Annotated in this window: 22 protein-coding genes; 6 read left to right on the forward strand and 16 right to left on the reverse strand. The window is 63.4% G+C overall.

Annotated features, from left to right (window positions below; translation table 11 throughout):
* Nucleotides 1-172 precede the first annotated feature (172 nt).
* From GQ651_RS08515 to GQ651_RS08525, 3 genes are all read right to left on the reverse strand, one after another.
* A complete protein-coding gene (locus GQ651_RS08515) occupies nt 173-2,371 on the reverse strand; it encodes a DUF5906 domain-containing protein (RefSeq protein ID WP_160763739.1) in 2,199 nt (732 codons plus the stop codon).
* 165 nt (nt 2,372-2,536) lie between these two features.
* Nucleotides 2,537-2,815: a helix-turn-helix domain-containing protein gene (locus GQ651_RS08520; protein ID WP_160763740.1), complete on the reverse strand. Its 279-nt coding sequence runs from the start codon at nt 2,813-2,815 to the stop codon at nt 2,537-2,539.
* An 85-nt stretch (nt 2,816-2,900) separates the two neighbouring features.
* Nucleotides 2,901-4,106, reverse strand: coding sequence for a tyrosine-type recombinase/integrase (locus GQ651_RS08525; RefSeq protein WP_160763741.1), 1,206 nt, complete (start codon nt 4,104-4,106; stop codon nt 2,901-2,903).
* A gap of 96 nt (nt 4,107-4,202) precedes the next feature.
* On the opposite strand from GQ651_RS08525, the gene GQ651_RS08530 reads away from it, so the two are divergent.
* Together GQ651_RS08530 and GQ651_RS08535 are read left to right on the forward strand one after the other, a co-directional pair.
* A complete protein-coding gene (locus tag GQ651_RS08530) occupies nt 4,203-4,895 on the forward strand; it encodes a hypothetical protein (protein ID WP_160763742.1) in 693 nt (230 codons plus the stop codon).
* 281 nt (nt 4,896-5,176) lie between these two features.
* Nucleotides 5,177-5,662, forward strand: coding sequence for an acyl-CoA thioesterase (locus tag GQ651_RS08535; protein ID WP_160763743.1), 486 nt, complete (start codon nt 5,177-5,179; stop codon nt 5,660-5,662).
* A gap of 171 nt (nt 5,663-5,833) precedes the next feature.
* Here the strand turns inward: GQ651_RS08535 and GQ651_RS08540 are convergent, their stop codons facing one another.
* The 9 genes from GQ651_RS08540 to GQ651_RS08580 all read right to left on the reverse strand — a co-directional run bounded on the left by GQ651_RS08540 (nt 5,834) and on the right by GQ651_RS08580 (nt 13,167).
* Nucleotides 5,834-6,871, reverse strand: a complete 1,038-nt coding sequence (locus GQ651_RS08540; RefSeq protein WP_160763744.1) for a threonine aldolase family protein — start codon at nt 6,869-6,871, stop codon at nt 5,834-5,836.
* The gene (locus tag GQ651_RS08545; protein ID WP_160763745.1) at nt 6,871-7,344 is read right to left on the reverse strand and encodes a YcgN family cysteine cluster protein; all 474 of its coding nucleotides are present in this window, start codon (nt 7,342-7,344) and stop codon (nt 6,871-6,873) included. The genes GQ651_RS08540 and GQ651_RS08545 overlap by 1 nt, the downstream gene beginning before the upstream one ends.
* Nucleotides 7,341-8,264, reverse strand: coding sequence for a bifunctional riboflavin kinase/FAD synthetase (locus tag GQ651_RS08550; protein ID WP_160763746.1), 924 nt, complete (start codon nt 8,262-8,264; stop codon nt 7,341-7,343). The genes GQ651_RS08545 and GQ651_RS08550 overlap by 4 nt, the downstream gene beginning before the upstream one ends.
* A 38-nt stretch (nt 8,265-8,302) precedes the next feature.
* Nucleotides 8,303-8,746 carry a MaoC family dehydratase gene (locus GQ651_RS08555; RefSeq protein ID WP_160763747.1) on the reverse strand — a complete coding sequence of 148 codons (444 nt, stop codon included), beginning with the start codon at nt 8,744-8,746 and terminating at the stop codon, nt 8,303-8,305.
* A gap of 105 nt (nt 8,747-8,851) precedes the next feature.
* Nucleotides 8,852-9,022: a hypothetical protein gene (locus GQ651_RS08560; RefSeq protein ID WP_160763748.1), complete on the reverse strand. Its 171-nt coding sequence runs from the start codon at nt 9,020-9,022 to the stop codon at nt 8,852-8,854.
* Nucleotides 9,023-9,124: 102 nt separating this feature from the next.
* Entirely contained in the window at nt 9,125-9,913 is a 789-nt protein-coding gene (locus GQ651_RS08565) for an inositol monophosphatase family protein (RefSeq protein ID WP_160763749.1), read from the reverse strand.
* Between the two features lie 167 nt (nt 9,914-10,080).
* Nucleotides 10,081-11,484, reverse strand: coding sequence for an NADP-dependent phosphogluconate dehydrogenase (gene gndA / locus GQ651_RS08570; protein WP_160763750.1), 1,404 nt, complete (start codon nt 11,482-11,484; stop codon nt 10,081-10,083).
* 63 nt (nt 11,485-11,547) lie between these two features.
* A complete protein-coding gene (locus GQ651_RS08575) occupies nt 11,548-12,162 on the reverse strand; it encodes a TetR/AcrR family transcriptional regulator (RefSeq protein WP_160763751.1) in 615 nt (204 codons plus the stop codon).
* Nucleotides 12,163-12,258: 96 nt separating this feature from the next.
* Complete coding sequence (locus tag GQ651_RS08580) at nt 12,259-13,167, reverse strand: LysR family transcriptional regulator (protein WP_160763752.1); 909 nt, start codon at nt 13,165-13,167, stop codon at nt 12,259-12,261.
* Between the two features lie 94 nt (nt 13,168-13,261).
* Here GQ651_RS08580 and metF point away from each other — a divergent pair, with 94 nt between their 5' ends.
* Nucleotides 13,262-14,131 carry a methylenetetrahydrofolate reductase [NAD(P)H] gene (gene metF, locus GQ651_RS08585; protein ID WP_160763753.1) on the forward strand — a complete coding sequence of 290 codons (870 nt, stop codon included), beginning with the start codon at nt 13,262-13,264 and terminating at the stop codon, nt 14,129-14,131.
* A gap of 37 nt (nt 14,132-14,168) precedes the next feature.
* Here metF and GQ651_RS08590 read toward each other — a convergent pair whose 3' ends face one another.
* The 4 genes from GQ651_RS08590 to GQ651_RS08605 form a co-directional block, all read right to left on the reverse strand.
* The gene (locus GQ651_RS08590) at nt 14,169-14,435 is read right to left on the reverse strand and encodes a hypothetical protein (RefSeq protein WP_160763754.1); all 267 of its coding nucleotides are present in this window, start codon (nt 14,433-14,435) and stop codon (nt 14,169-14,171) included.
* Nucleotides 14,436-14,548: 113 nt separating this feature from the next.
* Nucleotides 14,549-15,616, reverse strand: a complete 1,068-nt coding sequence (locus tag GQ651_RS08595; RefSeq protein WP_160763755.1) for a DUF2235 domain-containing protein — start codon at nt 15,614-15,616, stop codon at nt 14,549-14,551.
* A 117-nt stretch (nt 15,617-15,733) separates the two neighbouring features.
* Nucleotides 15,734-18,025: a xanthine dehydrogenase family protein molybdopterin-binding subunit gene (locus GQ651_RS08600; protein WP_160763756.1), complete on the reverse strand. Its 2,292-nt coding sequence runs from the start codon at nt 18,023-18,025 to the stop codon at nt 15,734-15,736.
* Nucleotides 18,026-18,087: 62 nt separating this feature from the next.
* Nucleotides 18,088-19,224, reverse strand: coding sequence for a type III PLP-dependent enzyme (locus GQ651_RS08605; protein WP_160763757.1), 1,137 nt, complete (start codon nt 19,222-19,224; stop codon nt 18,088-18,090).
* A 113-nt stretch (nt 19,225-19,337) separates the two neighbouring features.
* Here GQ651_RS08605 and GQ651_RS08610 point away from each other — a divergent pair, with 113 nt between their 5' ends.
* The 3 genes from GQ651_RS08610 (at nt 19,338) to GQ651_RS08620 (ending at nt 24,461) form a co-directional block, all read left to right on the forward strand.
* Nucleotides 19,338-19,772 carry an Lrp/AsnC family transcriptional regulator gene (locus GQ651_RS08610; RefSeq protein ID WP_406565454.1) on the forward strand — a complete coding sequence of 145 codons (435 nt, stop codon included), beginning with the start codon at nt 19,338-19,340 and terminating at the stop codon, nt 19,770-19,772.
* 242 nt (nt 19,773-20,014) lie between these two features.
* Entirely contained in the window at nt 20,015-23,179 is a 3,165-nt protein-coding gene (locus GQ651_RS08615) for a valine--tRNA ligase (RefSeq protein ID WP_160763758.1), read from the forward strand.
* 160 nt (nt 23,180-23,339) lie between these two features.
* A complete protein-coding gene (locus tag GQ651_RS08620; protein ID WP_160763759.1) occupies nt 23,340-24,461 on the forward strand; it encodes a pyridoxal phosphate-dependent aminotransferase in 1,122 nt (373 codons plus the stop codon).
* The last annotated feature ends 33 nt before the right edge of the window (nt 24,462-24,494 follow it).

The following is a 24,494-nucleotide window of genomic DNA, read 5'->3' on the forward strand; positions in this document are numbered from 1 at the left end:
CCCCATCGAACGCTCCACTGCCGCAAAAAGAAACAGAACTCGCGACAACCTGTAATTCTAGGTGACTTGATGACTTACTCTCGAAGAACACCATAAAAACAAGGAACAAATCTAAAGCCACCTCGCCAAGTCGGCTGGCAAGTCGCCACGATTAAATGGCGACTTGCATGGCTCAGTTCACTGCCTGGAAGTCGGCGAGGGTGTCGTAGCCCTCCATCTCCATCCATGCCCGTGTCCGTTCCGTCGGCCCGGCATTCTCCCACTTCTCGTGGTTCCGGCAGGACCAGACGACGACCTTGGGCAGCCCTTCATTCGTCTGCCGCGTGTGCTTTACGCACCCGACCGCCTTCAGTGCGAGCGTCAGGTTCGACTTATGCGAACGGCCAGACAGCATTCCCCATGCGTCGTCGAACCGGAACAGGTCGTTTGCCATCGGACCGGTGCCCGACGCCATCCATTCCCGGACCGTCGACTCGACGTCAGTGAGAGACGCCTCCCGCATCGCAGCCTTGGCCGCCGTCTCCGGCGCCCTGCCCTTCGGGTTCAGCGCAGGCTCGTGCGCCTGCAGACGACGAAGCCAGCGCGCCGGACCGTCACCTTCGATGAAGTCGAACAGGCGGCTGTAGTAGGCGTCATCGCGCGGCTCGGCAGGCGAGAACAGGACCAGCCACCGCCGGTCCCCCTCCTCAAGCCGCACCGCGTTCTCGTGGTTGGTGAAGCAGAGCATGTTGAGATGGTTCGGGATGGAGTAGAGCGGCGCGCCCTTATCCTCGATCCGCAGCGTTTCATTCGTGATGACAGGCTTCAGCTTGTTCGCCAGTTCGAGGCGGCCGTTCATCATGAGTTCTTCGACCAACGCCAGCGAGGCGCCCTCCTGCCACTTGGTCCACTGGCTCTTCAGTTCATCGGGGCTAGGCTCGGCCACGTTTGCAGTTCCGACGATCCGCTTCATCAGCGTGCCGACAGCTGTCTTGCCCGTTCCCTGCATCCCCTGAAGCAGCAGCGCGAAGTGAATTTTCACCTCGGGCTTTACGCATGCGAAGTGCATGAAGTCGATCAGGTGGCCCCGCTCGACCGGATCGGGCAGCAGGTACGCGAGGTGCTCTTCGATCACCGAGACATCGCCCTCGGCCGGCTCGATGCGCGACGGCCGCCAGATGTTGTAGGTCGAGTCGCCGATCAGCTCCGGCTTACCTGGTATGTACGCGAGGCTTTCGAAGCGCCGCACGGGCGTCTTGCTTCTCCAGACTTTGTTCAGGAGGCTGCCCTCCGGCTCGAGGTCGGCGAACAGACTGTTCCACTGGTCCTTGTTGAACTGTTTCAGGTCGGACCGGCGGATGAACCTCGATGCGTCCGCGACCCAGACCCAGTTCCTCAGAACTCCGGTCGGCGACGGATCTTCATCGTCAGTTTCTATGACGTCGGCATCATCCTCGAAATCCTCGGCAGGAGACGGACGTGCTGGCAGCTTCGTCCACGCCTTCTCGAGCGCATCTTTCAGCGCCTGGCCCTGATACTTGCCGTCGGCAGCGCCGTTTTTCGTCCATGCTGACGTATAGGGCTCGAGCGTTTCGAGACAGGCGTCGAACGAGAGGCCGTTCATCTTCATCCGTCCGACGACGGCGAAGAACTCCGCCGAACGGTCGTCCGGATCCTCGATCAGCCTTTGCTCGAGCCACGGCCAGAGGGCAGCGTCGGCCCCGTGCCAGTCCGGGACCCTGCCTTCGGTCCGATCGAAGGCGGGGTCGCGCTCAGCGGTCGATGAAGTGCGATAGGCGGCGAGGTCAGCAGCCGTCATGACGTCGCCGGAGGCGCCCTCGATCACGTGCTCGAGGATCAGCGCCGCCGAGTTCTGGTTCAGGCGTACCTGACCGCCCCACGAGCGCAGATCGCCGTGTGCCTCGCCTTCGAGGAAGTACCCCGTCCGGAACTTCCAGTTTCCGACCGCTGCCGGATCGTCACAGCGGACCCATACATGGCCCTTGTTTTTTGCACCGCTTGTCGACGGCGTGACGCAGGCCACGACGTCACCGTGTGCCTCTCTCAGCGCCTCCGCCGCCGCTTCGGGTCCATCGCCCTCGTCGCAGTCGAACACCACGCATCCGAGCGATCCGGGCTGGATGCCCACCGAATTCGCCGCCGAGTTACGCAGGTGCCTGAGTACCTCTTCGAGCGTCGGCCTAAGGTTGGGCCAGTTCTTCCGGAACGCACGTTTGTCACGCAGCAGGACGAACGCCGGCTCGAGGAAGCGGTCTTCAGACGCCTCCCACAGGTTTGTCAGAGTGGTCTCGAAGTTCTCCGGAAACGCGGTCTCCGCCGGTGCCTTCGAGGGTTCGCGGGTCTTTTGGTCTTGAGTATCATGATGGGGCACAGGACAGTGCTCCTCTAACTGCACGGATCAGGGGGCGTCGGCGGTCAGGGCCGGCGCCTCATCCGTTGGTTTCGGTTCACTGTCATCTCGGTCTGCGAGACCGAGTCATGCGGTCAAAATGACCGGCTGATTTCAATACAAAAGCAGTCCTTTGCGTGTCAATCCTCATTTAGACCCCCGCGCATTCATCCACTCGTCGAGGCGCTTTACCTCATAGCGCACCGTCCGGCCCTGACGTGCGAAAGGCGGCCCTCCGCCCTTGGTGCGCCAGTGCTCGAGTGTCCTCACCCCGACCGCGAGATGCTCTGCCGCCTGCTCGGGCGTGAGCCATCGCACCGCATCAGCCGGAGACACCGAAACAGCCATAGCCTCCGCCATCTCAAGCGCCTCCAGCCGGTCCAGTACCGCGTCGATTTTCTCCTCAAGCCTCTCAATCAAGCCCATGGTCCGCACTCCATTCGTCACCAGTCAGGACCATTTTGAGCCACGGAGGGCTGGGCTGCGAACCATCAGTCGGGCTTGATGGAGTTCAGTCGCGGAAGGAAAGAAGATGTTCCGCCACACGTTCAGTCGCTTCGACTACGGGCTTCGTGACCTTATCCCGCGACACGTATCTGGAGGTCGTCGTCTTGCCGAGCTGGGAATGGTTAAGGCAGAGGCTGATCGTCGACATCTCGACGCCGAGGTCGAGCGCGCGAGTTGCCCAGGAGTGCCGCAACGCGTGCGGGGGCGGAAACCCGGCGTCGCCGGTCCGAAGATGCGGGATGTGCCCGCTCTTCGAGTTGGCAGGAAAAAGGAAAGGCGACCAGGGCGCAGCTTCTCTGATCGAATGAAGCTCGGAGCACAGCGCCTTTGGCAGAGCGCGGGTGAAGGCGCGATCCCGCCCGCCTTTGGGCGATGCGATCCATGCCGTGCCTGCGTCGAGATCGATGCTCTCCCACCTGAGCGACAGCGCCTCAGAAAGCCGCAGGCCGGTCAGTGCCAAGGAAATCCACGCCGTGGCCCTTACGCGGTTTTCCATGGCATCCACAGCGCGCCAAAGTGATCGGAATGCATCGTCGTCGAGTGCCCAGTCCCTTGGCGTCTCTTTGTTCGGCCTGATGGCCCGCGCCCACACGTTCCCCTCTGAGAGTTCGTCGGACCTGAGGTAGTCGGCCCAGAGGGCCCGACCCGTGCGATACATTGAATTCGCCCCGTAAGCTCCCTTGCGGCTCACGCGCTCGAAGTGCGAGCGGACATCCTGCCGCGTGATCCTATCCATAGGCATTCGCGCAAGCCGGCCCATCCGCTTGAGACAATCACGATAATAGACGAGCGTCCTCGGGCTGAGGTTCGGGCGGTTCTCAAGGTAGCGCTCCAGATACTCCTCGACCGTAGGAGCATCCTTGTTTCGCTTTCTTTCATCTCTTGGATCTTCCCCCCGAGAAAGGCGGACCTTGAGGGAGCGCGCCTCGTTCCTCGCCTCCTTAAGCGAGATGCAGTCCGCCCTGCCGATGGTCAGGGTCAAAGGGGTCGAGCGACCGTCATTTACGGTGCCTTTGTAGCGGTAGCTGCCAGAGCGCTTGCCTACTTTAAGCACGAGCCCCGGAACCTCTTCATCATAGAGTGTCGCTCCTGAGCCCTCGCGGGTCGCCCGGTCGACCACACCTTGAGTCAACTTGATCGTCATCCGTTCCTCCGTGGCATAAGATGCGGCAATCTGTGCCCGGTCCGAAATTTTCTTCGATCGGGTCACTTTGGGTTAAACAGAGAAATTATGGCGAGTTCACAGTGCTTTGCGGACCACCAATCAGGTCGATGCCGTACTAAGCCGAGCTTTGAAGGGAAGTAGATGGAGATCATCAAGAACGAGGCTGAAGACGGAAAGGTCTTCGTGAACAAGTTGGCGGCCGCGGAACGTCAGCTTTCTGCTGCCATCAGGATGTACTTCATGGAAGAGGACCCCCTCGCAATTCACACCGTCGCCTCCGCCGCAATGAACCTCTATGCCGATCTCTTGAAGCGTCGAGGAAAGGACCCCGCTATCTTCGGCATCGTTTATGGGCTGCTACGGGCAGCGAGAGATTACATCGACGGCAATTTGGCGAAAGAAGACGTGGAAAAATGGGGAGACGGCGCTTTTGAGGCTCTTGAGCCCTTTATTGAGATGCTGCGCAACGATCCTGAGCTGAACGTCGATGAGATCCGGGTTTCGGGACCGCCTGCCTACGTGCAGGAGTTCTGGAGAGAGAAGAGGAAGTCATACAATTTCCTTAAGCATGCGGATCGCGACCACGCTAAACTTCTCGATCAGGCTCACTTGAACAACGAAGATCTGATATTTCAAGCTATCGGGTGCGCCGCTCATCTAAATTGCGAAATGACGCATGAGAAGGAGATGTTCTTTGCTGCGATGGTAGTATTGGGGAAGTTAAAGAAACCGGACTGGGATTCGGAACTCATAAGCGCCATGACTGCACACCCGCCCGATGAAATGATGCGTCGCGCACGAAAAGTGCTCTGTTACTCACGCGTAGATGACTAGCAAAAGATCACGGTTGGAGCGGTTGCAGACCCCCGGCTTTGCCTAGAATTTTGCCCAGCATAGTACCCAGTTCAAGGCCGTTCTAAGTTGGGTAGAGATGGACAATTCTCTTGGTTTTCCTATTTCTAACAGACACTTATCCGCCCCCGAGGAAGCCGTAGCTGTGTTTAGTCGTAGATGTTTGCACTGGCACGCAACGATTCCCAAGCTTAAGACGAGGGTTCGATTCCCTTCACCCGCTCCATCCCCCGAACGATCAAGGCCACCCGAGGATCAACGACATGAGCGACCCCGCCTATCTTGACTATCTCGACGGCGACGCCCTGACCGCCGCGGGTCTGCCCGGCTGGCCCTTCGGCTACCGCGACCGCGTGCGCTTTCACGAACTCGATGCGCTCAACCATGTGAACAACGTCATTTTTCTAAGATGGTTCGAGACGATCCGCGTTGCCTATGTGAAAGCCTACGGCCTGACCGATTACAGCCACACCGACAGCGACCCGCAACTGGTGGTGCGCCACGTCAGCGCCGATTACCTGTCGCCGATGTACCAGGACGAAAACTATCTCCTGACCGCCAGGACAACTCTGATCAAACCGTCGAGCTTCGTCATGGCCTATGCCGTCCATGTCGACGGCGCGCTTCGGGCTACCGGCACGGCGGTTGTCGTCAGCCTCGAACAGGATGGCCGTACCCGGCGCCCCCACCGACAGGATGCCATCGACCGCATGGTCGCCATGGACAGTGCCGAGAAAGCCGGATTCTGAGAGAATCCGCCACCCTTGGCACGCGCCCGCTGACACCGATCCGCGTGCGGATTGCGACGTCTGATCCTGAGTATTTCCACCAAGAAGAAGCGACAATTCGATTCAAATTGTCTTCTTCTGTTCGAAAATACTCCGGGGGGAGGGTCTTCAGACCCGGCGGGCAGAGCCCCCCTAACCGGTCACGAGGTCGATGAAGCGGTCAACATCCGCGTCTTGCGCGGACCAGTCGGCCACCAGGCGGCAGAGCGCGGTCGGGTCGCGGTCCGGATCGCCTGACATGACGTGATAGACTGCGCCCGCCTCCCGCGCGCGGCGGTGCGCGACGGAGGGCAATTCCGCGAAGATCATGTTGGCCTCGGGCGCCCAGGGAAACCCTATGCGTTCATCCTGACGTAGACCTTCGGCCAGTCGTTGGCCCGCGCGATTGGCCGACGTCGCCATCTCCAGCCAGAGGTCGTCGGTCAGGTAGGCGTCCATCTGCGCCGCGAGGTAACGCCCCTTCGACAGCAGATGCCCCGCGCGTTTGCGGCGAAGCTCGAAGTCACGGGCGAGATCGCGGTCGAAGACCACCACCGCCTCGACCGCCATCAGACCGTTCTTGGTGCCGCCGAAGCTGACCGCATCGACGCCCGCCTTCCAGCTCATCTCGGCCGCTGTCGCACCGAGCGCAACGCAGGCATTGGCGAACCGCGCGCCGTCGAGATGAAGTCTCAGACCCTGCCCATGGGCCACATTGGCGATGGCCCGGATTTCGTCCAGGGAATAAAGCGTTCCCTTTTCGGTCACGTTGGTGATCGACACCGGCCCGTGCTGCGGCGTGTGGACCGAGCGCGGCCACCGCGCGAACTCGGCGGCCAGAGCCTCGGCCGTGAACTTGTCGGCCTGATCCCCGATGGTCATCAGCTTTGCGCCGCCGGTATAGAATTCGGGCGCGTTGCATTCGTCCTCGAAGATATGCGCGGCGGGCGAGCAGTAGATCGAATCCCACGGCTCGGAGAGACAGGCAAGCGCCAGCGCATTGGCCGCCGAGCCGGTCGTCACGAACCAGACCGCGGCTTCGGGCGCCTCGAACAGGTCGCGCACCCTCTCGATGGCACGCGCGGTCAGAGGATCGTTCCCATAGCCCATGGCATAGCCGTCATTGGCGCGGGCCAGCGCCTCGATAACCTTGGGGTGCACGGGCCCGGAATTGTCGGACGCGAAAAACATCAGAGATCCTCGATGATGTGGTCTTCCCACTCGTCCTCGTCGACCTCGAACTCGGGCACCGTCCAGCCTTTGACCGACATCCCCGCCTCGTGGACGGTCTCGGCGCGGCCCGAGACGAGCGGGTGCCAGTCGTAGAGCGGCCTGCCTTCGTAAAGAAGCCGGTACGCGCAGGTCGACGGCATCCAATAGGCGATCTCGGCCAGGTTTGCGGGGGTCAGGACCACGCATTCGGGCACGAGCGTTTTTCGGATATCGTATTGTGCACAGCGGCAGGTCGCATCGTCGAGCAGCCGGCAGGCGACGCGGGTGAATGCCACTTCGTTCGTGTCGGGGTCTTCAAGCTTGTTCAGGCAGCACTTGCCGCAACCGTCGCAGAGCGCCTCCCACTCGCGGGGCGTCATGTTGCGGAGCGGCACACGCTCCCAATAGAGGTCGCGCAGGCCTTCGCGGCGGATCGGGTCTGAGGCTGTCATCCGAGGATCTCGCGCGCACGGGCGCTGTCGGCATCCATTTGGCGGATCAGCGCATCGAGGCTGTCGAATTTTTCTTCCGGACGAAGATAGGCGACAAGCGCGACGGACAGATGCGCACCGTAAAGGTCGCCCTTGAAGTCGAAGACATGGGTTTCAAGGTTTGGCCGGTTCACCCCGAACATGGGCCGGACGCCAAGAGACGCCACACCGTCGTAATCGCCTTTGTGATCGCCGTCCTGAACCCGGACGCGCACGGCGTAGACCCCGAATTTCGGCTGGTGCAGCCCGTCGAGGGACATGTTGGCCGTGGGATAGCCCAGGTCGCGGCCCCGCTGGTCGCCTCGCTCGACCGGACCTTCAATTCGGTGAAGGTGACCCAGCATTTGGGCGGCATCCTCGGGGCGGCCCTCGCTCAGCGCCTCGCGGATACGGGTCGAGCTGACCTCGGTGCCGGAGGCGGCGACGAGATCGGCAACGGTCACTCCAAAACCCATCTCACTTCCGAATTCGGTGAGCATCTCGGCTGTCCCCTCGCGGTCCTTACCAAAGCGGAAGTCGGCACCGATCGTGACGTGAACAAGGCCCAGCCGGTCACGCAGCACTTCACCCGCGAAGGCCCGCGGCGTCAGTTCGGCGAGCCGAGCGTTGAACCCGAGCTCATAGAGATGCGCCACACCGAGGCTTTCCAGACGGTGGGCCTTGGCCTCGCTGTTCATGAGGCGGAAGGCGGGCGCGTCGGGAAAGAAATACTCGCGCGGATGCGGCTCGAAGGTGACGACACCCAAGGGCGCGTCGGCAGCATCGGCCGCGATCTTCAGGATCGCCTGATGGCCGAGGTGGACACCGTCGAAATTGCCGATGGCCGCCGTGGCGCCCCGGTCTTTGTCAGCAAGAAAGGTGGTGTCCCGATGGATCCGCATGTCGCGGGGGTAGCGCCCCGCGCCGGACGCCGCAAGGGTCAGTCGAACTTGGCCGAGGGTGCGAGGACCGTAGCCTCGCCCTTGAGGACCGGCTTGCCATCGACAAGGCAACGGGTATCCAGCCGGACCCGCCGCTTGGCATAGTCGATTTCAAGAACCTCGACCTCGGCCGTCACCATGTCGCCTGGCCGGACCGGGGCGAGAAATTTCAGGCTCTGGCCCAGATAGACCGTACCGTGGCCCGGAAGCTGCTCGCCGATCACGGCCGAGATCAGGCCAGCCGTCAGCATGCCGTGGGCGATGCGCCCGCCGAAGATCGTGTCCATTGCGTAAGCGTCATCCAGGTGGACCGGGTTCCGGTCCGTCGAGACCTGCGCGAAGAGCTCGATGTCGAGATCGGTCACCTCTTTCATCAGGGTCCGGGTCATGCCGACCTCGAGATCCTCGATGACGATTGTTCCTCTGGGTGCGTTGTCCAACATGCCAAGCCCTTCTCGCAACTTAATGGCGCAAGAATGCTCCATTACGAAACTTAATTACTTCGCGGATGCAGAAAAGCAAGGGAAAACCGCCCATGCGACAGGATGTCAGAGACTTTCGATCCTGACCTCGGGGCCAAGCCCTTCTTCGAGCGTGATGTGCTCGGGGGCGACCGGACGCAGAAACATCACGGACAGTGCAAGAAGAAGAAGGACGGCGATGCTCCACATCGGGAGACCGCCGTCTTCGTTGCGTGTGAATTCGGGTGGGGGCAACATGGTCCCAGCCAAGCCGCCCATTGTGACGAGAATGGGGCGGAAATGTCGGGACGCGGAGGCGAAACGGAAACAAACCGTTGCGCTATGCCTTGTTCGGTGACGTCAGACGTTTCGGATTGTCTTCGAGAACTTATCGAACACGCCGGGGTTGCCGCAGATGAGATCGCCGGTTTCCAGCGGATCGCCCTCGCCCGACAGGCTTTCGACAAAGCCGCCAGCCTCGCGGACGATCAGAAGACCGGCGGCAATATCCCACGCGTTCAGGCGCCGTTCCCAATAACCGTCCCCACGCCCCGCCGCGACATAGGCGAGGTCCAGCGCGGCCGAGCCCCAGCGGCGGACACCGGCAGTCATCGGCAGAAGCCGGCCCAGATCTTTCAAAGTCTCCGGCAGATCGCCGCGGCCCCCAAAGGGCAGACCGGTGATGAAAATCGACTCGATCATCTTCGTGCGGTCCGACACGCGTAGACGGGATTCGTTCAGCCATGCGCCCGCGCCCTTTTCGGCCACGAACATCTCATCCTTGGCGGGGTCGAAGACCACACCCGAGACGATCTCGCCCTTGTGCTCAAGCGCGATGGACACTGCCCAATGCGGCAGCCCGTGCAGGAAATTTGTGGTCCCGTCGAGCGGATCGACGATCCAGCGGCGCGTCGGGTCCTTGCCCTCGACCGCGTCACTCTCTTCGCCCACCCAGCCATAGTTCGGACGCGCCTGCATCAGCTCGTCGCGGATGATCTTTTCGGCGGCGATGTCGGCGCGGCTCACGAAGTCGCCCGCGCCCTTGGAAGAGACCTGAAGATTCTCGACCTCGCGGAAATCCTTCACCAGGCTGCGCCCGGCGGCGCGCGCGGCTTTGATCATCACGTTGAGATTGGCGCTGCCCTGCATCGCGTGCCCCTTTGGAATAACCGGCGTCGTGTACGCAACCTCGCCCGACCGGGCAAGGTGAAAATACCCCAGTGCCCGGTCGAACGGGCGGATTGAGGCTCTGCCCCAAACCCCGGGATACTTGGGGGGCCAATAATGAACGGGCTGCGAACCCTTGGCCTCGCGGGCTAGTCGCTTTCGGCCCAGGGTCCGTGGAAACCGGTGCCGTCACGATCCCGGCGTTCGAAACCGTGGCGGCCGAAGAAGTCGCGCTGCGCCTGAATCATGTTCGTTGTTCCGCGCGCCCGCCGGTAGGTGTCGAAATAGGACAGCGCCGCAGCCAGCCCGGGAACGGGCACACCTTCTTCCATCGACGCCAGAACGACGCGCCTCAGCCCCTCAACGGCGTCGGCCAGCCGGGGCGCGATGCCGGGGGCGAGGATGAGCTGGTCATGGGGCAAACCGTCACGCGCGGCGCTCGAGATATCGTCCAGAAGGCTTGATCGGATAATGCAGCCCGCGCGCCAGATTTCAGCGATCCGGGCCAGGTCCAGCGACCAGTCGAAATGCCGCGAGGCTGCGCTCAGAAGCGCAAAGCCCTGCCCGTAGCCGATCATCCGTGCCGCCAGGAGTGCCTTCTCAAGGTCGCCATCCAGAACGTGGGACATGCGGGTCGTGCCGGTCGGATAGGTCTCTTCGGCCTTGGCTCTAGCGTCGGCCTCGGCTGACCACGACCGCGCGGCGACGGCCGCCTCGATCGCGGTCGCGGACTGGCCGAGCTTCAGCGCCTCGATCACTGTCCAGCGTCCGGTGCCCTTCTGCCCCGCCTTGTCGACGATGACATCCAGCACAGGCGCGCCCGTCTCGCTGTCACGCGCCCGGAGAATTTCGGCGGTGATCTCGATGAGGTAAGACTGCAGCGGCCCACCGTTCCACTCGGCAAAGAGGTCGGCCTGATCGGCATAGCTGCGGCCTGAGGCGTTCAGGATGCCAAAGACCTCGGCAATGAACTGCATGTCGGCATATTCGATGCCGTTATGAACGGTTTTGACGAAATGACCCGCCCCGTCCGGACCGAGCCACGCCGCGCAAGGGTCGTCCTGATAACGCGCGGCGATGGCCTCGATGATGTCCTGCACGGGGCGGTACAGGTCTTCGGTGCCGCCCACCATGATGGACGGGCCGTGCCGCGCGCCCTCTTCCCCGCCCGAGACGCCCATGCCGAGAAAGCCGATGCCCTCGTCGGTCACGCGCGCAGTACGGCGGCGCGTGTCGTTGAAGTCGGCGTTGCCCGCGTCAATGATTAGGTCGCCCTTGTCGAGCAGCGGAACAAGCGCGTCGATCACGGCATCGACGGGGTCGCCCGCCTTCACCATGATCAGAACCGCGCGGGGCGGCGTCAGCGCGTCGACCAGGGCTTCAAGGCTTTTCACGGGCGTGAAGCGATCCGAGAGAGAGCCGGTTCCTTCCATGAACTCATCGACCACGGCTTCGGTTCTGTTGTGCACCGCCACGTCGAACCCGCGATCCGCCATGTTGAGCGCCAGTGCCGCGCCCATCGTTCCCAGTCCCGTCACTCCGATCCGCGCCATCTGCCGTCCTTTCCGTCGTTACCGAGGAGGTAGGCGGCAATCAGGGAGGCTGCAAGGGGCCGCTCAGGCGGCCTCGGGCGTGAGCACGCCGAGAAGCGCGTCGATCAGGGCGTGATCCCGGTGCCGGAGCGGCGCATCCAGCGTGTCGGCCATCGCCATTCTCAGAAGCAGGCCGAGAAGCGCGGTGTGAATGGCCGTCGCCGCACGGCGCGCGTCGATGACCCGGCCATATCGCCCTGCCGCGACGAGCCGTTCGGCCAGCGCGTCGTACATTTCGGTGGTGGCGGGGTGGATGCGGCCGAGCGTGGTGAGCATGGCGCCCGAACGTCCCGGGCGCTGCCCGATCTGCGGGGTGACATACATCAGTCGGAATCTGTCGAGATCCGAGACGTGAAAGGCGGCCAGCGCCTCGACGAAGGCGCGGATCGCATGGCCCGCGTTTGTGGTGTCTGCGCGCAGCGCCGCCTTGCCCGCCGCCGCCTCGGCCTCAAGCGCGGGGCGCACCAGTGCTTCGACTAGGCGCGCCTTGTTCGGAAACCAGTAGATGATCGCCTGTTTCGAAACCCCGACCCGCGCCGCCACGCGGTCGAACGTCAGGTTGTCCGGCCCGTCCTCGCGGACGATGTCGCGCGCAACGGCAAGAATGCGCTCGACCATTTCACCATTACGCTTCGGCATGATTCCAGCCCTAACCCCTTACCAACGGTCAGGAGTATCCGCAGGAGGGGTGCGCAAGGCAAATACCTATTGGGAAACAATGGGTTTCGCGGTCTCTCAGCCGCCGCGCTGCAGTTGGACCGGGATTTTGCGGGCCAGCTTGAGAAGATGCGCCATGAACGGCTTGGCCGCGTCGTCACTGCGGATGGCGGCGTACAGGCGCTTTGTAACCCCGTCCTCGGTCAGGGGCCGGGTCACATAGTCCGAATGATAGCGCACCTCTCGAACCACCCAGTCGGGCAGCACCGCCACGCCCCGGTTGGACGCCACCAGAAGCAGGATCACGGCGGTCAGTTCCACCTGCCGGACCGCGCGCGGTTCGACCTTGGCAGGCGTGAGAAGCTCGGTGAACACGTCCAGCCGCGAACGGTCCACCGGATAGGTGATCAGAAGCTCGTCTCGGAAATCCTCGGCCACGACGAATTTCTTTTCGGCCAGCGGATGCTGGGCGGAGGCCACGAACACCGGTTCATAGTCGAAAAGCGGACGGAACTCGACGCCCCGGATCGTTTCAGGGTCGGACGACACCACAAGGTCGACCTCTTCCCGCTCCAGCGCCGGAAGCGCGCCAAAGGCGAGGCCGGGGCGGATGTCGACATCCACCTCGGGCCAGGCCTTGCGGAACTCTTCGAGGACGGGGAACAGCCACTCGAAACAGGCGTGGCATTCAACCGCGATATGCAACCGCCCGGTCTTGCCGGTCTTGAGGTTGCGGAAATCCTCTTCCAGCGCTTCCATCTCGGGGATGATCCGCTCGGCCAGCGCCAGCAGGCGCTGCCCCGCGGCGCTGAGTTTCAGGGGTTTCGAGCGCCGCACGAAAAGCTCGACACCCACCTGATCTTCAAGGCCTTTCACCTGATGGCTGAGGGCCGATTGCGTGATGTTCAGAAGGTCGGCAGCACGCGCCAGCCCACCTGCTTGGTGAATGGCGCGGATCGTTCTGAGATGACGGAACTCGATATGCATTCGCGGTTCTGCTCATAATGAACTTTAGTTTTATGAATTTGTTTCATGCTTGGTACTGTGAGACAAGAGGCTGTCTTACAGGAGTCCAACAGACATGGCCGCGCCCACAGTTTCTTTCGAGTTCTTCCCGCCGCAATCGCTCGAGGCGTCCTTCCGCCTTTGGGACACGATGAATGCGCTGGCCCATCTGGACCCGTCCTTCGTGTCGGTCACCTATGGCGCAGGCGGCACGACGCGTGACCTGACCCACGATGCGGTCAAGACCATCGGCAAGCATGCGGGGCTGAACGTGGCGGCGCATCTGACCTGCGTGGACGCGACCCGCGACGAAACGCTGGAGATCGCCAGAAGCTATGCCGAAGCCGGTGTCACCAAGATCGTCGCGCTTCGTGGCGACCCGCCGAAGGGCGCCGAGCGTTTCGTGCCGCACCCCGACGGTTTCGCGGACTCGACCGAGCTTGTGGCCGCGTTGGCCGAAACGGGTCTTTTCGACGAGATCCTCGTCGGCGCCTATCCCGATCCGCACCCCGAAGCGAGCGACCCGGATGCCGACGTCCGCTGGCTGAAGCGCAAGATTGACGCTGGCGCGACCGGCGCGATCACGCAATTCTTCTTCGAGGCCGAGACCTTCTTCCGCTTCCGCGACCGCGCGGTCGATGCCGGCATCAGCGCGCCGATCCTTCCCGGCATCCTGCCGATCCAGTCCTGGGAAGGCGTTCAGAAATTCGCCGCCCGTTGCGGCGCGCATATCCCCGAGACGCTGGCACAGGCGTTTGAGGCGGCGACCCGCGACGACAGGGTCGAACTGTTGGCGACTGCGGTTGCGACCGAGCTTTGCACCGACCTGATCGAGGGCGGCGTGGAGCACCTGCATTTCTACACGCTGAACCGCCCCGACCTGACCCGCGACGTGGCGCACGCGCTTGGTCTTGCACCTGCCGCGACGCTTCAGAAAGTTGCCTGAACCAGTCTGGCCGGCACCTCACACCGTGCTGTGCCGGTTATCCACCGACGTCGAAGAATCGGAACGCCGGTGCTGATGGCTCCGGCAGTTCTCCGGATACTTCCGTCCAGAGCATATCCGCGCCCTGCGGAAAGACCGCCCGGACGATCTGGTAGAAAACTCCGAGATCGAAGGGCATCTGCGCTGGTTCGTCTGCCTCGCCGGTGGCGAGAAAATCCGTGACCAGTTCCGATCGAAGATAGGCTGCGTTTCTGCCATCGACAGTTGCCGCAGCAGTCGGACCGGCCACGCCGAACGTCAGCAAAACATATGTAAAACAGCGGGTTACCCTGGACCGAATTCGAACCACCTACTACCCCACCAAGTATGACCTCGTGGGGGGATATAACGGTGTTTGCGGCAACGGCAACCGCTTGTTCAGTTCAGGGCAAGACGTTCGCTGACCGGAAGGCCCAGACGGTCCTTGCGATCCTCGGCGGTCGGGTGCAAAGCCTCGCTCTTGTCGCGACCCACAACGCGTCGGCGGCGCGCCAGAAAGAACCGCCCCCAGCCGCGCCACGACCCCACACGGGGCGCGTCGGCGTCGGTTGGATGGCGCAGGCGCCAGTCGGCGGGTAGCGGCAGGCTGCACCTCTCCAGCCGCTCCAGCATCCAGACCAGCGAGATATTCGCGAAGGGCCGCGCATCGGCGAAGCCGGTCAACTGGCCGCCCACATCGCCATGGCTGCCCGGAAACCAGACCTGCTCGACATGGCCGTCGAAATCGTCCGGCGTGGTCCATAGAACGGGCGCGAAGGCCTCGCGCGTCTCGTCCAACGCAACGGCGTGGAATCCGTGCCGCACATGTGCCCCCAGCCGGTCATCATGGAAAGCGTGCTTCACCTCGGCCCATTTCCAGATGAAAGGTGCGCGGAAACCCAGAGCCTTGACCGTATCAAAGACCGCCACCGCCTCGATCGGCGTCTCGGGATAGCAATAATGGTCCCGGAAATACGCGGTCAGTTCAGGGTCGCTCTCAAGCTCGTAGTGCCGGTACGCGTCCCGCACCATCCGCTCGGTCGCGCAATCCCGTCGCAAAAGACCCACGCGCCCAATCACACCCGCGAGCGAACGCGCGGCGAAGGCGCCGCGCGAGAAGCCGATCAAGTAGATTGCGTCCCCCGGACGATAGCGCGAGGCAAGCCAGCCATAGGCACGCCGTATCTGGCGGTTGATGCCACGCCCCTCGATAACATCCAGCGTGGCCGACCAGTCGGTCCATTGCACGCCCGCCTCGTAATACAGGCCCACCTGCCCGTTCTCGGCGGCCTCGTCGATCAGCTTGTAGATAAGGCCGACATTCGTCTCTTCACCGGGATCGAGCGACGACATCGTCCCGTCGAGAAGGATGACATGAGACACCGGCCCGCGGGATGACGTGGTCTGACTGCGCTCTGTACGCCGGAACAGACCCAGAAGGTCGCGGAGGCGGGCGGCGACGCTCATCTTCGCCCGACTGTCCGGCCCATTGGGCTATATTCAAAACGCCCGCTCATCCCAAAGAGATAGGGTGCCGGACGGCCCCAGTAAACGAAACAGAGTGTCAAGCCTTCGAGAGCAATGTTACTCGGCGGCGATCGCTTCCTGCTGTAGCGCCTGCCACACCCTCTCGGGCGTGAACGGCATGTCGGGCGCGTCCAGCCCGCGGGTGGAGAAGGCATCTGCCATGGCGTTCGCGATGGCGGCAAGCGCGCCCACCGTCCCCGCCTCGCCACAGCCCTTCATCCCCATCGGGTTGGTCGTAGAGGGCACTGGCTCGGTCGTGAAGCCGATCATCGGCAGGTCATAGGCGCGCGGCATGGCGTAATCCATGAAGGTCGCCGTCAGAAGCTGACCTTCGCCGTCATAGACGACGCGCTCGGTCAGCGCCTGGCCGATCCCCTGCGCCACGCCGCCGTGCACCTGACCCTCGGCCAGCATCGGGTTGATCAGGTTTCCGAAATCGTCGGTGACGGTGTAGCGGTCGACGCTCACCAGCCCGGTCTCAGGGTCGATTTCGACCTCGGCGATATGCGCGCCGTTCGGGAAGGAGCGGCTTTCAAGTTCGATCTTTTCCTGAAAGCGGAGCAGATCCTCGCGCCCGTCGGCGCGCGCCATTGCGGCCACGTCCAGCATGGTCGGCGTCTCGTTCGATCCGGGGATGCGGAAGCGCTCGTCATCGAACTCGATCCCGTCCTCGCCGGTCTTCTCGGCCAGATAGGACTGGAATGCCCTGGTCATCGTCTCGACCGTGGCAAGCGTCGCGGTGTTCTGCACCGTGACCGAGCGCGACCCGCCGGTGCCGCCGCCTTCCTTGATCAGATCGCTGTCGCCCTGAACGATCTCGATCGCCTCTACGGGGATGCCCGTCTGGTCCGACAGGAAGGTGGCATAGACCGTCTCGTGGCCCTGCCCGTTCGACTGGGTGCCGACATAGAGCCTTACCTTGCCGTTATCGCCATATTCGATGGCCGAGGTCTCTTCCTTGTCGCCCAGAATGCTCTCGATGTAGTAGCAAAGCCCCTGCCCTCTGAGCTTTCCCTTTGCCTCGGACGCGGCCCGGCGCGCTGCGAAACCGGCAAGGTCGGCTTCCCTGGCAACCCGGTCCAGCACCCGCTCGAAATCGCCGACGTCATATGTCTCGGCCAGCGCGGTCTTGTAGGGGAACTGATCGGGCTTGATGAAATTCCGCCGCCTCAGGTCCAGCGGATCGACGCCGAGCGTTCGCGCGGCGTTGTCCATCGAACGCTCGAGCGCAAAGATCGCCTCGGGCCGTCCTGCGCCACGGTAGGCGTCGATCTGGGTGGTGTTCGTATAAATGCCCCGGCAGTTCAGCGACACGGTGCGCAGGTCGTAAACACCTGTCGCGACCTTGAGGAACAGATCGGTCTGGATCGGCTGGGCGTATTGCGAGTTGTAGGCGCCGAGATTGCAGACCGTCTCGACGTGATAGGCCACGAGGCGAAAGTCGGCGTCGAACGCGAGCGTGGTGTCCGAGATCAGGTCGCGCCCGCCATTATCCGAGAGCATCGCCTCGGTCCGTTCACTCATCCAGCGGATGGGGCGCCCAAGGGCACGCGCTGCACCTGCGATCGAGAAATACTCGGGATAATCCATCCCCTTCATGCCGAAGCCGCCGCCGACGTCGGGATTGGTCACGTGGACCTGCTTTTTCTTCAGATCCAGCATCTTGGCCAGCTCGTCGCGCGTTCCCCAGACACCCTGACCGCCAAAGCCGAAATGCAGCCGCTCACCGTCCCAGTCCGCGACGCAGCCGCGCGGCTCCATCGAATTCACGATGATGCGGTTGTCCACGACACGGGTGTGTACCACATGGGCCGCGCCAGCGATTGCTGACTTCACGGTGTCCTCGTCGCCCTTGCCCCAAGTGAAGGCGACGTTTTCGGGCGCGTTCTCGTGGAGCGTTTCGCCCCCCGGCGCGATGTCCACCTTGGCGGGCAGGTCGTCGATTTCGGCAAAGACCGCCTCGGCGGCATCCTTGGCCTGGGCAAGAGTGTCCGCCACGATCAACGCGATTGGCTCGCCCACGAAACGGACGCGCCCGGTTGCGAGGATGGGCCGGAGTGTCTTGACGCCCTTGGTGCCGTCGCGGTTCTTGACCACCGTCGCCTTCATGGAATTCCGGACACCAAGCTCGTCCAGATCCTCGGCCGCGACGGCCAGACGGACGCCGTCCATCTCGCGCACATCGGTCAGGTCTACAGGCGCCAGCGTACCATGGGCCACCTGCGAACGCACGAAGACAGCGTGAAGCGCACCCTCGGGAGCGATATCGTCGATGTACCGTCCATGCCCCGTGACGAAGCGGTGATCCTCGAACCGTGCGACCGGTTGCGCCTTGCCGAACTTTTCCATCTGACACCTCGGGACTGCTACCCGCCGGACCCTAGCGGGCCGGCGGGGCGTGTCCAGAGGGTTCAGCCAGGAAAGTCGGTCGTGACGATCTCGATGGCGCCGTACCCGTTGAAACGGGTGACCGTCGCCGTCGAGTATGCGCCGAGGCCGCGGAAGACGACATAGTCGCCCGGACGGGCATCAGCCGGCAGACCCACGGCGCCCTTCAGCCGGTCGAGGCTGTCGCAGGTCGGGCCGAAGACGACCCGTTCGACCGCAGCGCCGGTGCGCCAGCCCTCTTCGCCGAGAACCGTAATGCGGTCGATATTGCCGACGATCGGAAGCTCGGCCAGACCGCCATAGATGCCGTCGTTCAGAAAGACCGAGCCGTCATGACGGATAGCCTTGATCCGGGCGGCCAGCGTGAAGGACTCAGCCACAAGCCCGCGTCCCGGCTCGCAAACCAGCGCCGGAGCGTCCGCGCCGAAAGCGCGCGCCGTAGCCTCGCCGATTGCGGCAAAGATCACTTCGAGCGCCGGAGCGTCACCGGTCCGGTGCGACGGGAAACCGCCGCCCACGTTCAGACGGGCAAGACGGACGCCGGCGCGGCGGGCCACATCGGCGGAGGCCTCGATATAGGTGACCCATGCAGACGCGGCCTCGCATTGCGTGCCTGGGTGGAACGTCATCGCCGGGACAAAACCCGCCTCTGCCACGCGCTTGAGAAGCGCCACGGCAAGGTCCGGATCGGCGCCGAATTTCGCACCGAAATGATAGGCCGCACCTGCAACCGGTAGACGGAGGCGGACGGCGATCTCGGTACGATCGGGCAGGCCGGCGGCAAGGAGCTTGTCCAGTTCGAACGGATCGTCGACGGACCAAGAGGCCATGCCGTAGCCGAGCGCGATGCGGATTTCGGCCTCGGAACGGACCGGGTTGTTGTAGTGCAGGACCGCGCGAGGGTTCCGGGCCCGGATTTTCTCCATCTCGAAGGGAGACGCCACGTCGAACGCCTCGATACCGGCCGTCATGAGGTTGTCGAGCACCGCGTCGCCGTCATTGGCCTTGACCGCATAAGTCACGAGCCCCGGAAAACCCGCCAGGAACCGCCTGGCCGTGTCCTGAAGCGTGGCAGGCGAGAAGAAAAGCACCGGCAGGTCGGGCGCCGCGTGGTTGAGATAGGCGGCAGGGGTCGACCAGAGGGCGGGAGACAGGCGCATCGGCGTTGGGTCCTAATAAGCGTTACACCGGCAGAGTCTCTTGTTTGGCCGTGGAAAACCAGTATCATTCTGAGGTAATGTCAGGTCATTTCGGACAATAAGACGGCTATATGATACAGATTGACGAAACTGATCGGGATATCCTGCGCTGCCTCAGGGAGAACGCCCGCACGCCGGTGGCCGCCATCGCCAAGCGGCTCGACCTCGCGCGCTCGACGGTGCAATCCCGGCTGGAGCGGCTGGAAAGCTCGGGCGCGATCGAGGGCTACACCGTGCGGGTCAGTTCGGCGGTCCGCGCACGACCGATCAGGGCGTCCGCGCTTCTCGAGATCGAGCCGAGGAAGCTGGTCGCGGTCATGGCGCGGCTGAGGCAGATCGATTCGATCGAGTCGGTCCACACGACCTCGGGCCGCATCGATCTTCTGGTGACCATCGCGGCCCGCACGACCGAAGAGTTGGACAAGGCCCTCGACACCATCGGCGAGATCGACGGCGTCACCGATTCCGAAAGCCTGATCCACCTGACAACCAAGCTCGACCGCCGCTGAGGGGGCGCTGCCCCCTCGACCATGCTTCGCCCGGTCTCACCCCCGGGATATTTTGGAACAGGCGAAGACAATTTTACTCAAATTTGCGCTTCTTCTTGGCTGAAATACTCCGGGGGAGCGCGGCCCGAAGGGACGAGCGGGGGCGGAGCCCCGAAATGGCCTGGCGGCTGTGGTCCCGAATGGCCTCCGGGGGTTCCCCTCGCCTTCCGGCCCGGCTAAACGATGCCCGACAAAAAAGGCATGTGACCATGGAAAAGACCTTCAACGCTGAGGACGCGGAAGCGCGGATCTACAAGGACTGGGAAGAGAGCGGCGCCTTCAGGGCCGGGGCCAACGCGGCGCCGGGCGCGGAGACATTCTCGATCATGATCCCGCCCCCAAATGTGACCGGCAGCCTTCATATGGGCCACGCCTTCAACAACACGTTGCAGGACATCCTGATCCGCTGGCACCGGATGCGCGGGCACGACACGCTCTGGCAGCCGGGTCAGGACCATGCCGGCATCGCAACGCAGATGGTGGTCGAACGCGAACTGGCCAGGCACCAGCAGCCTTCCCGCCGCGAAATGGGACGCGAGGCGTTTACCGCCAAGGTCTGGGAGTGGAAGGCCCAATCGGGCGGCACGATCATCGAACAACTGAAGCGCCTCGGTGCGTCATGCGACTGGTCGCGAAACGCCTTCACCATGTCGGGCGCTCCTGGCGCGCCTGCGGGTGAGGAAGGCAATTTCCACGACGCCGTCATCAAGGTCTTCGTCAAGATGTACGAGGACGGCCTGATCTATCGCGGCAAGCGGCTGGTGAACTGGGACCCGCATTTCGAGACGGCGATTTCCGACCTCGAAGTCGAGAATATCGAAGTCGACGGCCACATGTGGCACTTCAAGTATCCGCTCGCGGACGGGGTGACATATGAATATGTCGAGCGCGACGAAGACGGTAACGAGCTCTTCCGCGAAACCCGCGACTATATCTCCATCGCCACGACCCGGCCCGAGACGATGCTGGGCGATGGCGCGGTCGCGGTTCACCCGTCGGACGAGCGCTATGCGCCCATCGTCGGAAAGCTCTGCGAAATCCCGGTCGGCCCGAAGGAGCACCGCCGCCTTATCCCGATCATCACCGACGAGTACCCCGACCCGACTTTCGGCTCGGGCGCGGTCAAGATCACCGGCGCCCATGATTTCAACGACTATCAGGTTGCCAAGCGCGGCGGCATCCCGATGTACCGCCTGATGGACACGAAAGGTGCGATGCGCGACGACGGCGCACCCTATGCCGAGGCGGCGGGCGTGGCGATTTCCGTCGCCAAAGGCGAGGCGATGCTGACCGAGGCCGAGGCGGATGCGGTCAACCTCGTCCCCGACGATCTGCGCGGTCTCGACCGCTTCGAGGCGCGCACGCGCGTCATCGATCAGATCACCTCCGAGGGTCTGGCCGTTATGACCGAGGCAACGGATCCGCGCCTCGGCAAGGCTGCCGTCAAGGCGCCCGTCGAGCCCTCCGAAGGCGGCGAGATGCGGACCGAGGACGAGAACCTCGTCCCCCTCGTCGAGGCCAAGAAGATCATGCAGCCCTTCGGGGATCGCTCGAAAGTCGTCATCGAACCCATGCTCACCGACCAGTGGTTCGTCGACACTGCCAAGATCGTCGGCCCGGCGCTGGAAGCGGTGCGGAACGGCACGACCGACATCCTGCCCGAGCAGCATAAGAAAGTGTACTTCAACTGGCTCGAGAACATCGAACCGTGGTGCATCTCGCGTCAGCTCTGGTGGGGGCATCAGATCCCGGTCTGGTACGGCTTCGACCTGACCGGGGCGGGGTTCACCGACGACGAAGGCGACGGCGCGCTGGACGAGGTCGAACTCCGGCGGCTTTTGTCGGACCAATCGCTTTTGAAGGGCGACGAACGTCACCACGCGGCGGCGTCCTTTGCCGAGGTCGCAGAGCGTTTCGGGGATGTCCTTGCCGACCTTCCGACACCCGTTCACCACGCCCGCGTGGTCGAGGTCGCGGACCGCGCGACAGCAATCGACACGATCAGCGAAAGCCTTGCGGCTTATACGGTGGATCAGGACCCGACGAAGCTGGTCTACCCGGTCTGGCGCGACCCCGACGTCCTCGACACCTGGTTCTCCTCCGGCCTCTGGCCCATCGGCACCCTCGGCTGGCCCGAGGAGACCGAGGAGCTGAAGAAATACTTCCCCACCTCCGTCCTCATCACCGGCTTCGACATCATCTTCTTCTGGGTCGCCCGGATGATGATGATGCAATACGCCACCGTGGGCGAACGACCCTTCGACACCGTCTATGTCCACGCGCTTGTCCGCGACGAGAAGGGCAAGAAGATGTCGAAATCACTTGGTAACGTGCTCGACCCGCTGGAGCTGATCGACGAATTCGGCGCCGATGCCGTCCGCTTCACGCTCACTTCCATGGCCGCAATGGGCCGCGACCTGAAGCTCTCCACGCAGCGCATTCAAGGCTACCGCAACTTCGGCACCAAGCTCTGGAACGCCGCGCGCTTCGCCGAGATGAACGGCGTCTTCGGCCATGCGCGATGGCAGCCGGGACAGCCCATCGAGGCGACCGCGAACAAGTGGATCGTGGGCGAGATCGCCAAGACGCGGGCCGCCGTGGACGAGGCGCTGACGGCCTTCCGCTTCAACGACGCCGCCAACGCGCTCTACGCCTTCACATGGGGCACGTTCTGCGACTGGTATCTCGAGTTCTCGAAACCACTCTTCGACGCGGACGCCGCCGAGGAAACACGCGCAGTCATGGGCTGGGCACTCGATCAGGTTCTGATCATGCTCCACCCCTTCATGCCCTTCATCACCGAAGAGCTCTGGGGCGCGTCCGCCACGCGCGAGAAACACCTGATCCATGGCGACTGGCCGACCTATGGGGCCGACCTGATCGACACCGAGGCCGATGCCGAAATGGCATGGGTCATCGACCTGATCGAAAAGGTCCGCTCGGTCCGGGGCGAGATGAACGTCCCCGCCGGCGCCAAGGTGCCGCTTCTCAAACTTGCGCTGGACGAGACAGGCGAAGCGGCCTGGGCGCGGAACGAAGCGATGATTCTGCGCCAGGCAAGAATAGAAAGCCTCACCTCCACCGATGCCGCGCCCAAGGGTTCGGCCACCATCGCGGTGCATGGGGGCACTTTCGCGCTGCCCCTCGAAGGGCTGATCGACATTGCCGCCGAAAAGGCGCGGCTCGAGAAGAGCCTCGGCAAGCTCGCCAAGGAAATGGGAGGGCTGAAAGGGCGGCTCTCCAACCCGAAATTCCTCGAAAGCGCGCCGGATGACGTGGTCGAGGAAACGAAAGAGCTTCTCTCCGGAAAAGAGGAAGAAGAGACGCGCCTGAAAACAGCGCTCGCGCGCCTTGCCGAGGTGTCCTGATGGCCTTCTTCTTGGTCAAAAAACTCCGGGGAGGTCCGGAGGGGCAGCGCCCCTCCGGCAGCGCGGCTGCGACAGCACCCGCGCACCGGAATGCGTCCGCATTCCGTCCGGACGCCGTCCCGGCATCCGACCACCGCGACCCGCGAAGCGGGGCGCAACCATGAGCGGCGCGAAACTGACGAAGATCGCCGAGGCGCTTCCGTCGACCGTCCCCTTCGTCGGCCCCGAGGCCGCCGAGCGTCAGCGGGGCACCGCCTTCACCGCGCGGCTCGGGGCGAACGAATCCGTCTACGGCCCGTCGCCCAAGGTTCTCCGCGCCATCGAGGCCGCGGCCCCCGATGTCTGGATGTATGGCGACCCCGAAAGCCACGATCTCCGACGCGCACTTGCCCTGCATCACGGAGTCGAGATGTCCGAGATCGTCTGCGGCGCAGGCATCGACGGACTTCTGAACTCGATTGTCCGGCTCCATGTCGAACCGGGCGTCTCTGTCGTGACCTCGGACGGGGCCTACCCCACCTTCAATTACCACGTGGCAGGCTATGGCGGCACGCTGACCAAGGTGCCGTTTCGGGATGACCATGAAGACCCCGAGGCGCTTCTGCGAGCGGCGACCGAAACGGGGGCGCGGCTCATCTATCTCTCGAACCCCGACAACCCGATGGGCAGCCACCATCCCGCGCAAGTCATCGACGACATGATCGCGGACCTTCCCGACGGCTGCCTTCTGGTCCTCGACGAGGCCTATATCGAACTCGCTCCGGACGGCACCGCGCCGCTGATCGATACGTCGAACCCGCAGGTCATCCGGATGCGGACCTTCTCGAAGGCCTATGGCATGGCCGGAATGCGGATCGGCTACGCCATCGGAGAGGCTGGCGTCATCCGCTCGTTCGAGAAGGTGCGCAACCATTTCGGCATCGGCCGCCTCAGCCAGCAGGCAGCGCTCGCCGCGCTGGCCGACACCGAGTGGCTGGAGATCGTCCGAGCCGAGGTCGCCAGAGCGCGCGACCGGATCGCCGGCATCGCCCGAGAGAACGGCCTGACGCCCCTGCCATCCGCCACGAACTTCGTCACCATAGATTGCGGGCGTGGCGCGGAATTCGCCAAGACCGTGCTCGACGCGCTCGTGGCGCGCGGCATTTTCATCCGGATGCCCTTCGCCGAGCCGGGCAATCGCTGTATCCGGGTCAGCTGCGGCACGGATCAGGACCTCGACCGCTTCGCCGCAGCCCTGCCCCCGGCGCTGGCGGAAGCTGGATCCGCAATGAACGACGGCTGAATCCCGCCGCTCGCGAAATTTTGTTTCGCCTTG

The organism is Kangsaoukella pontilimi, assembly GCF_009830125.1.
In the GTDB taxonomy this organism is placed as follows: domain Bacteria; phylum Pseudomonadota; class Alphaproteobacteria; order Rhodobacterales; family Rhodobacteraceae; genus Kangsaoukella; species Kangsaoukella pontilimi.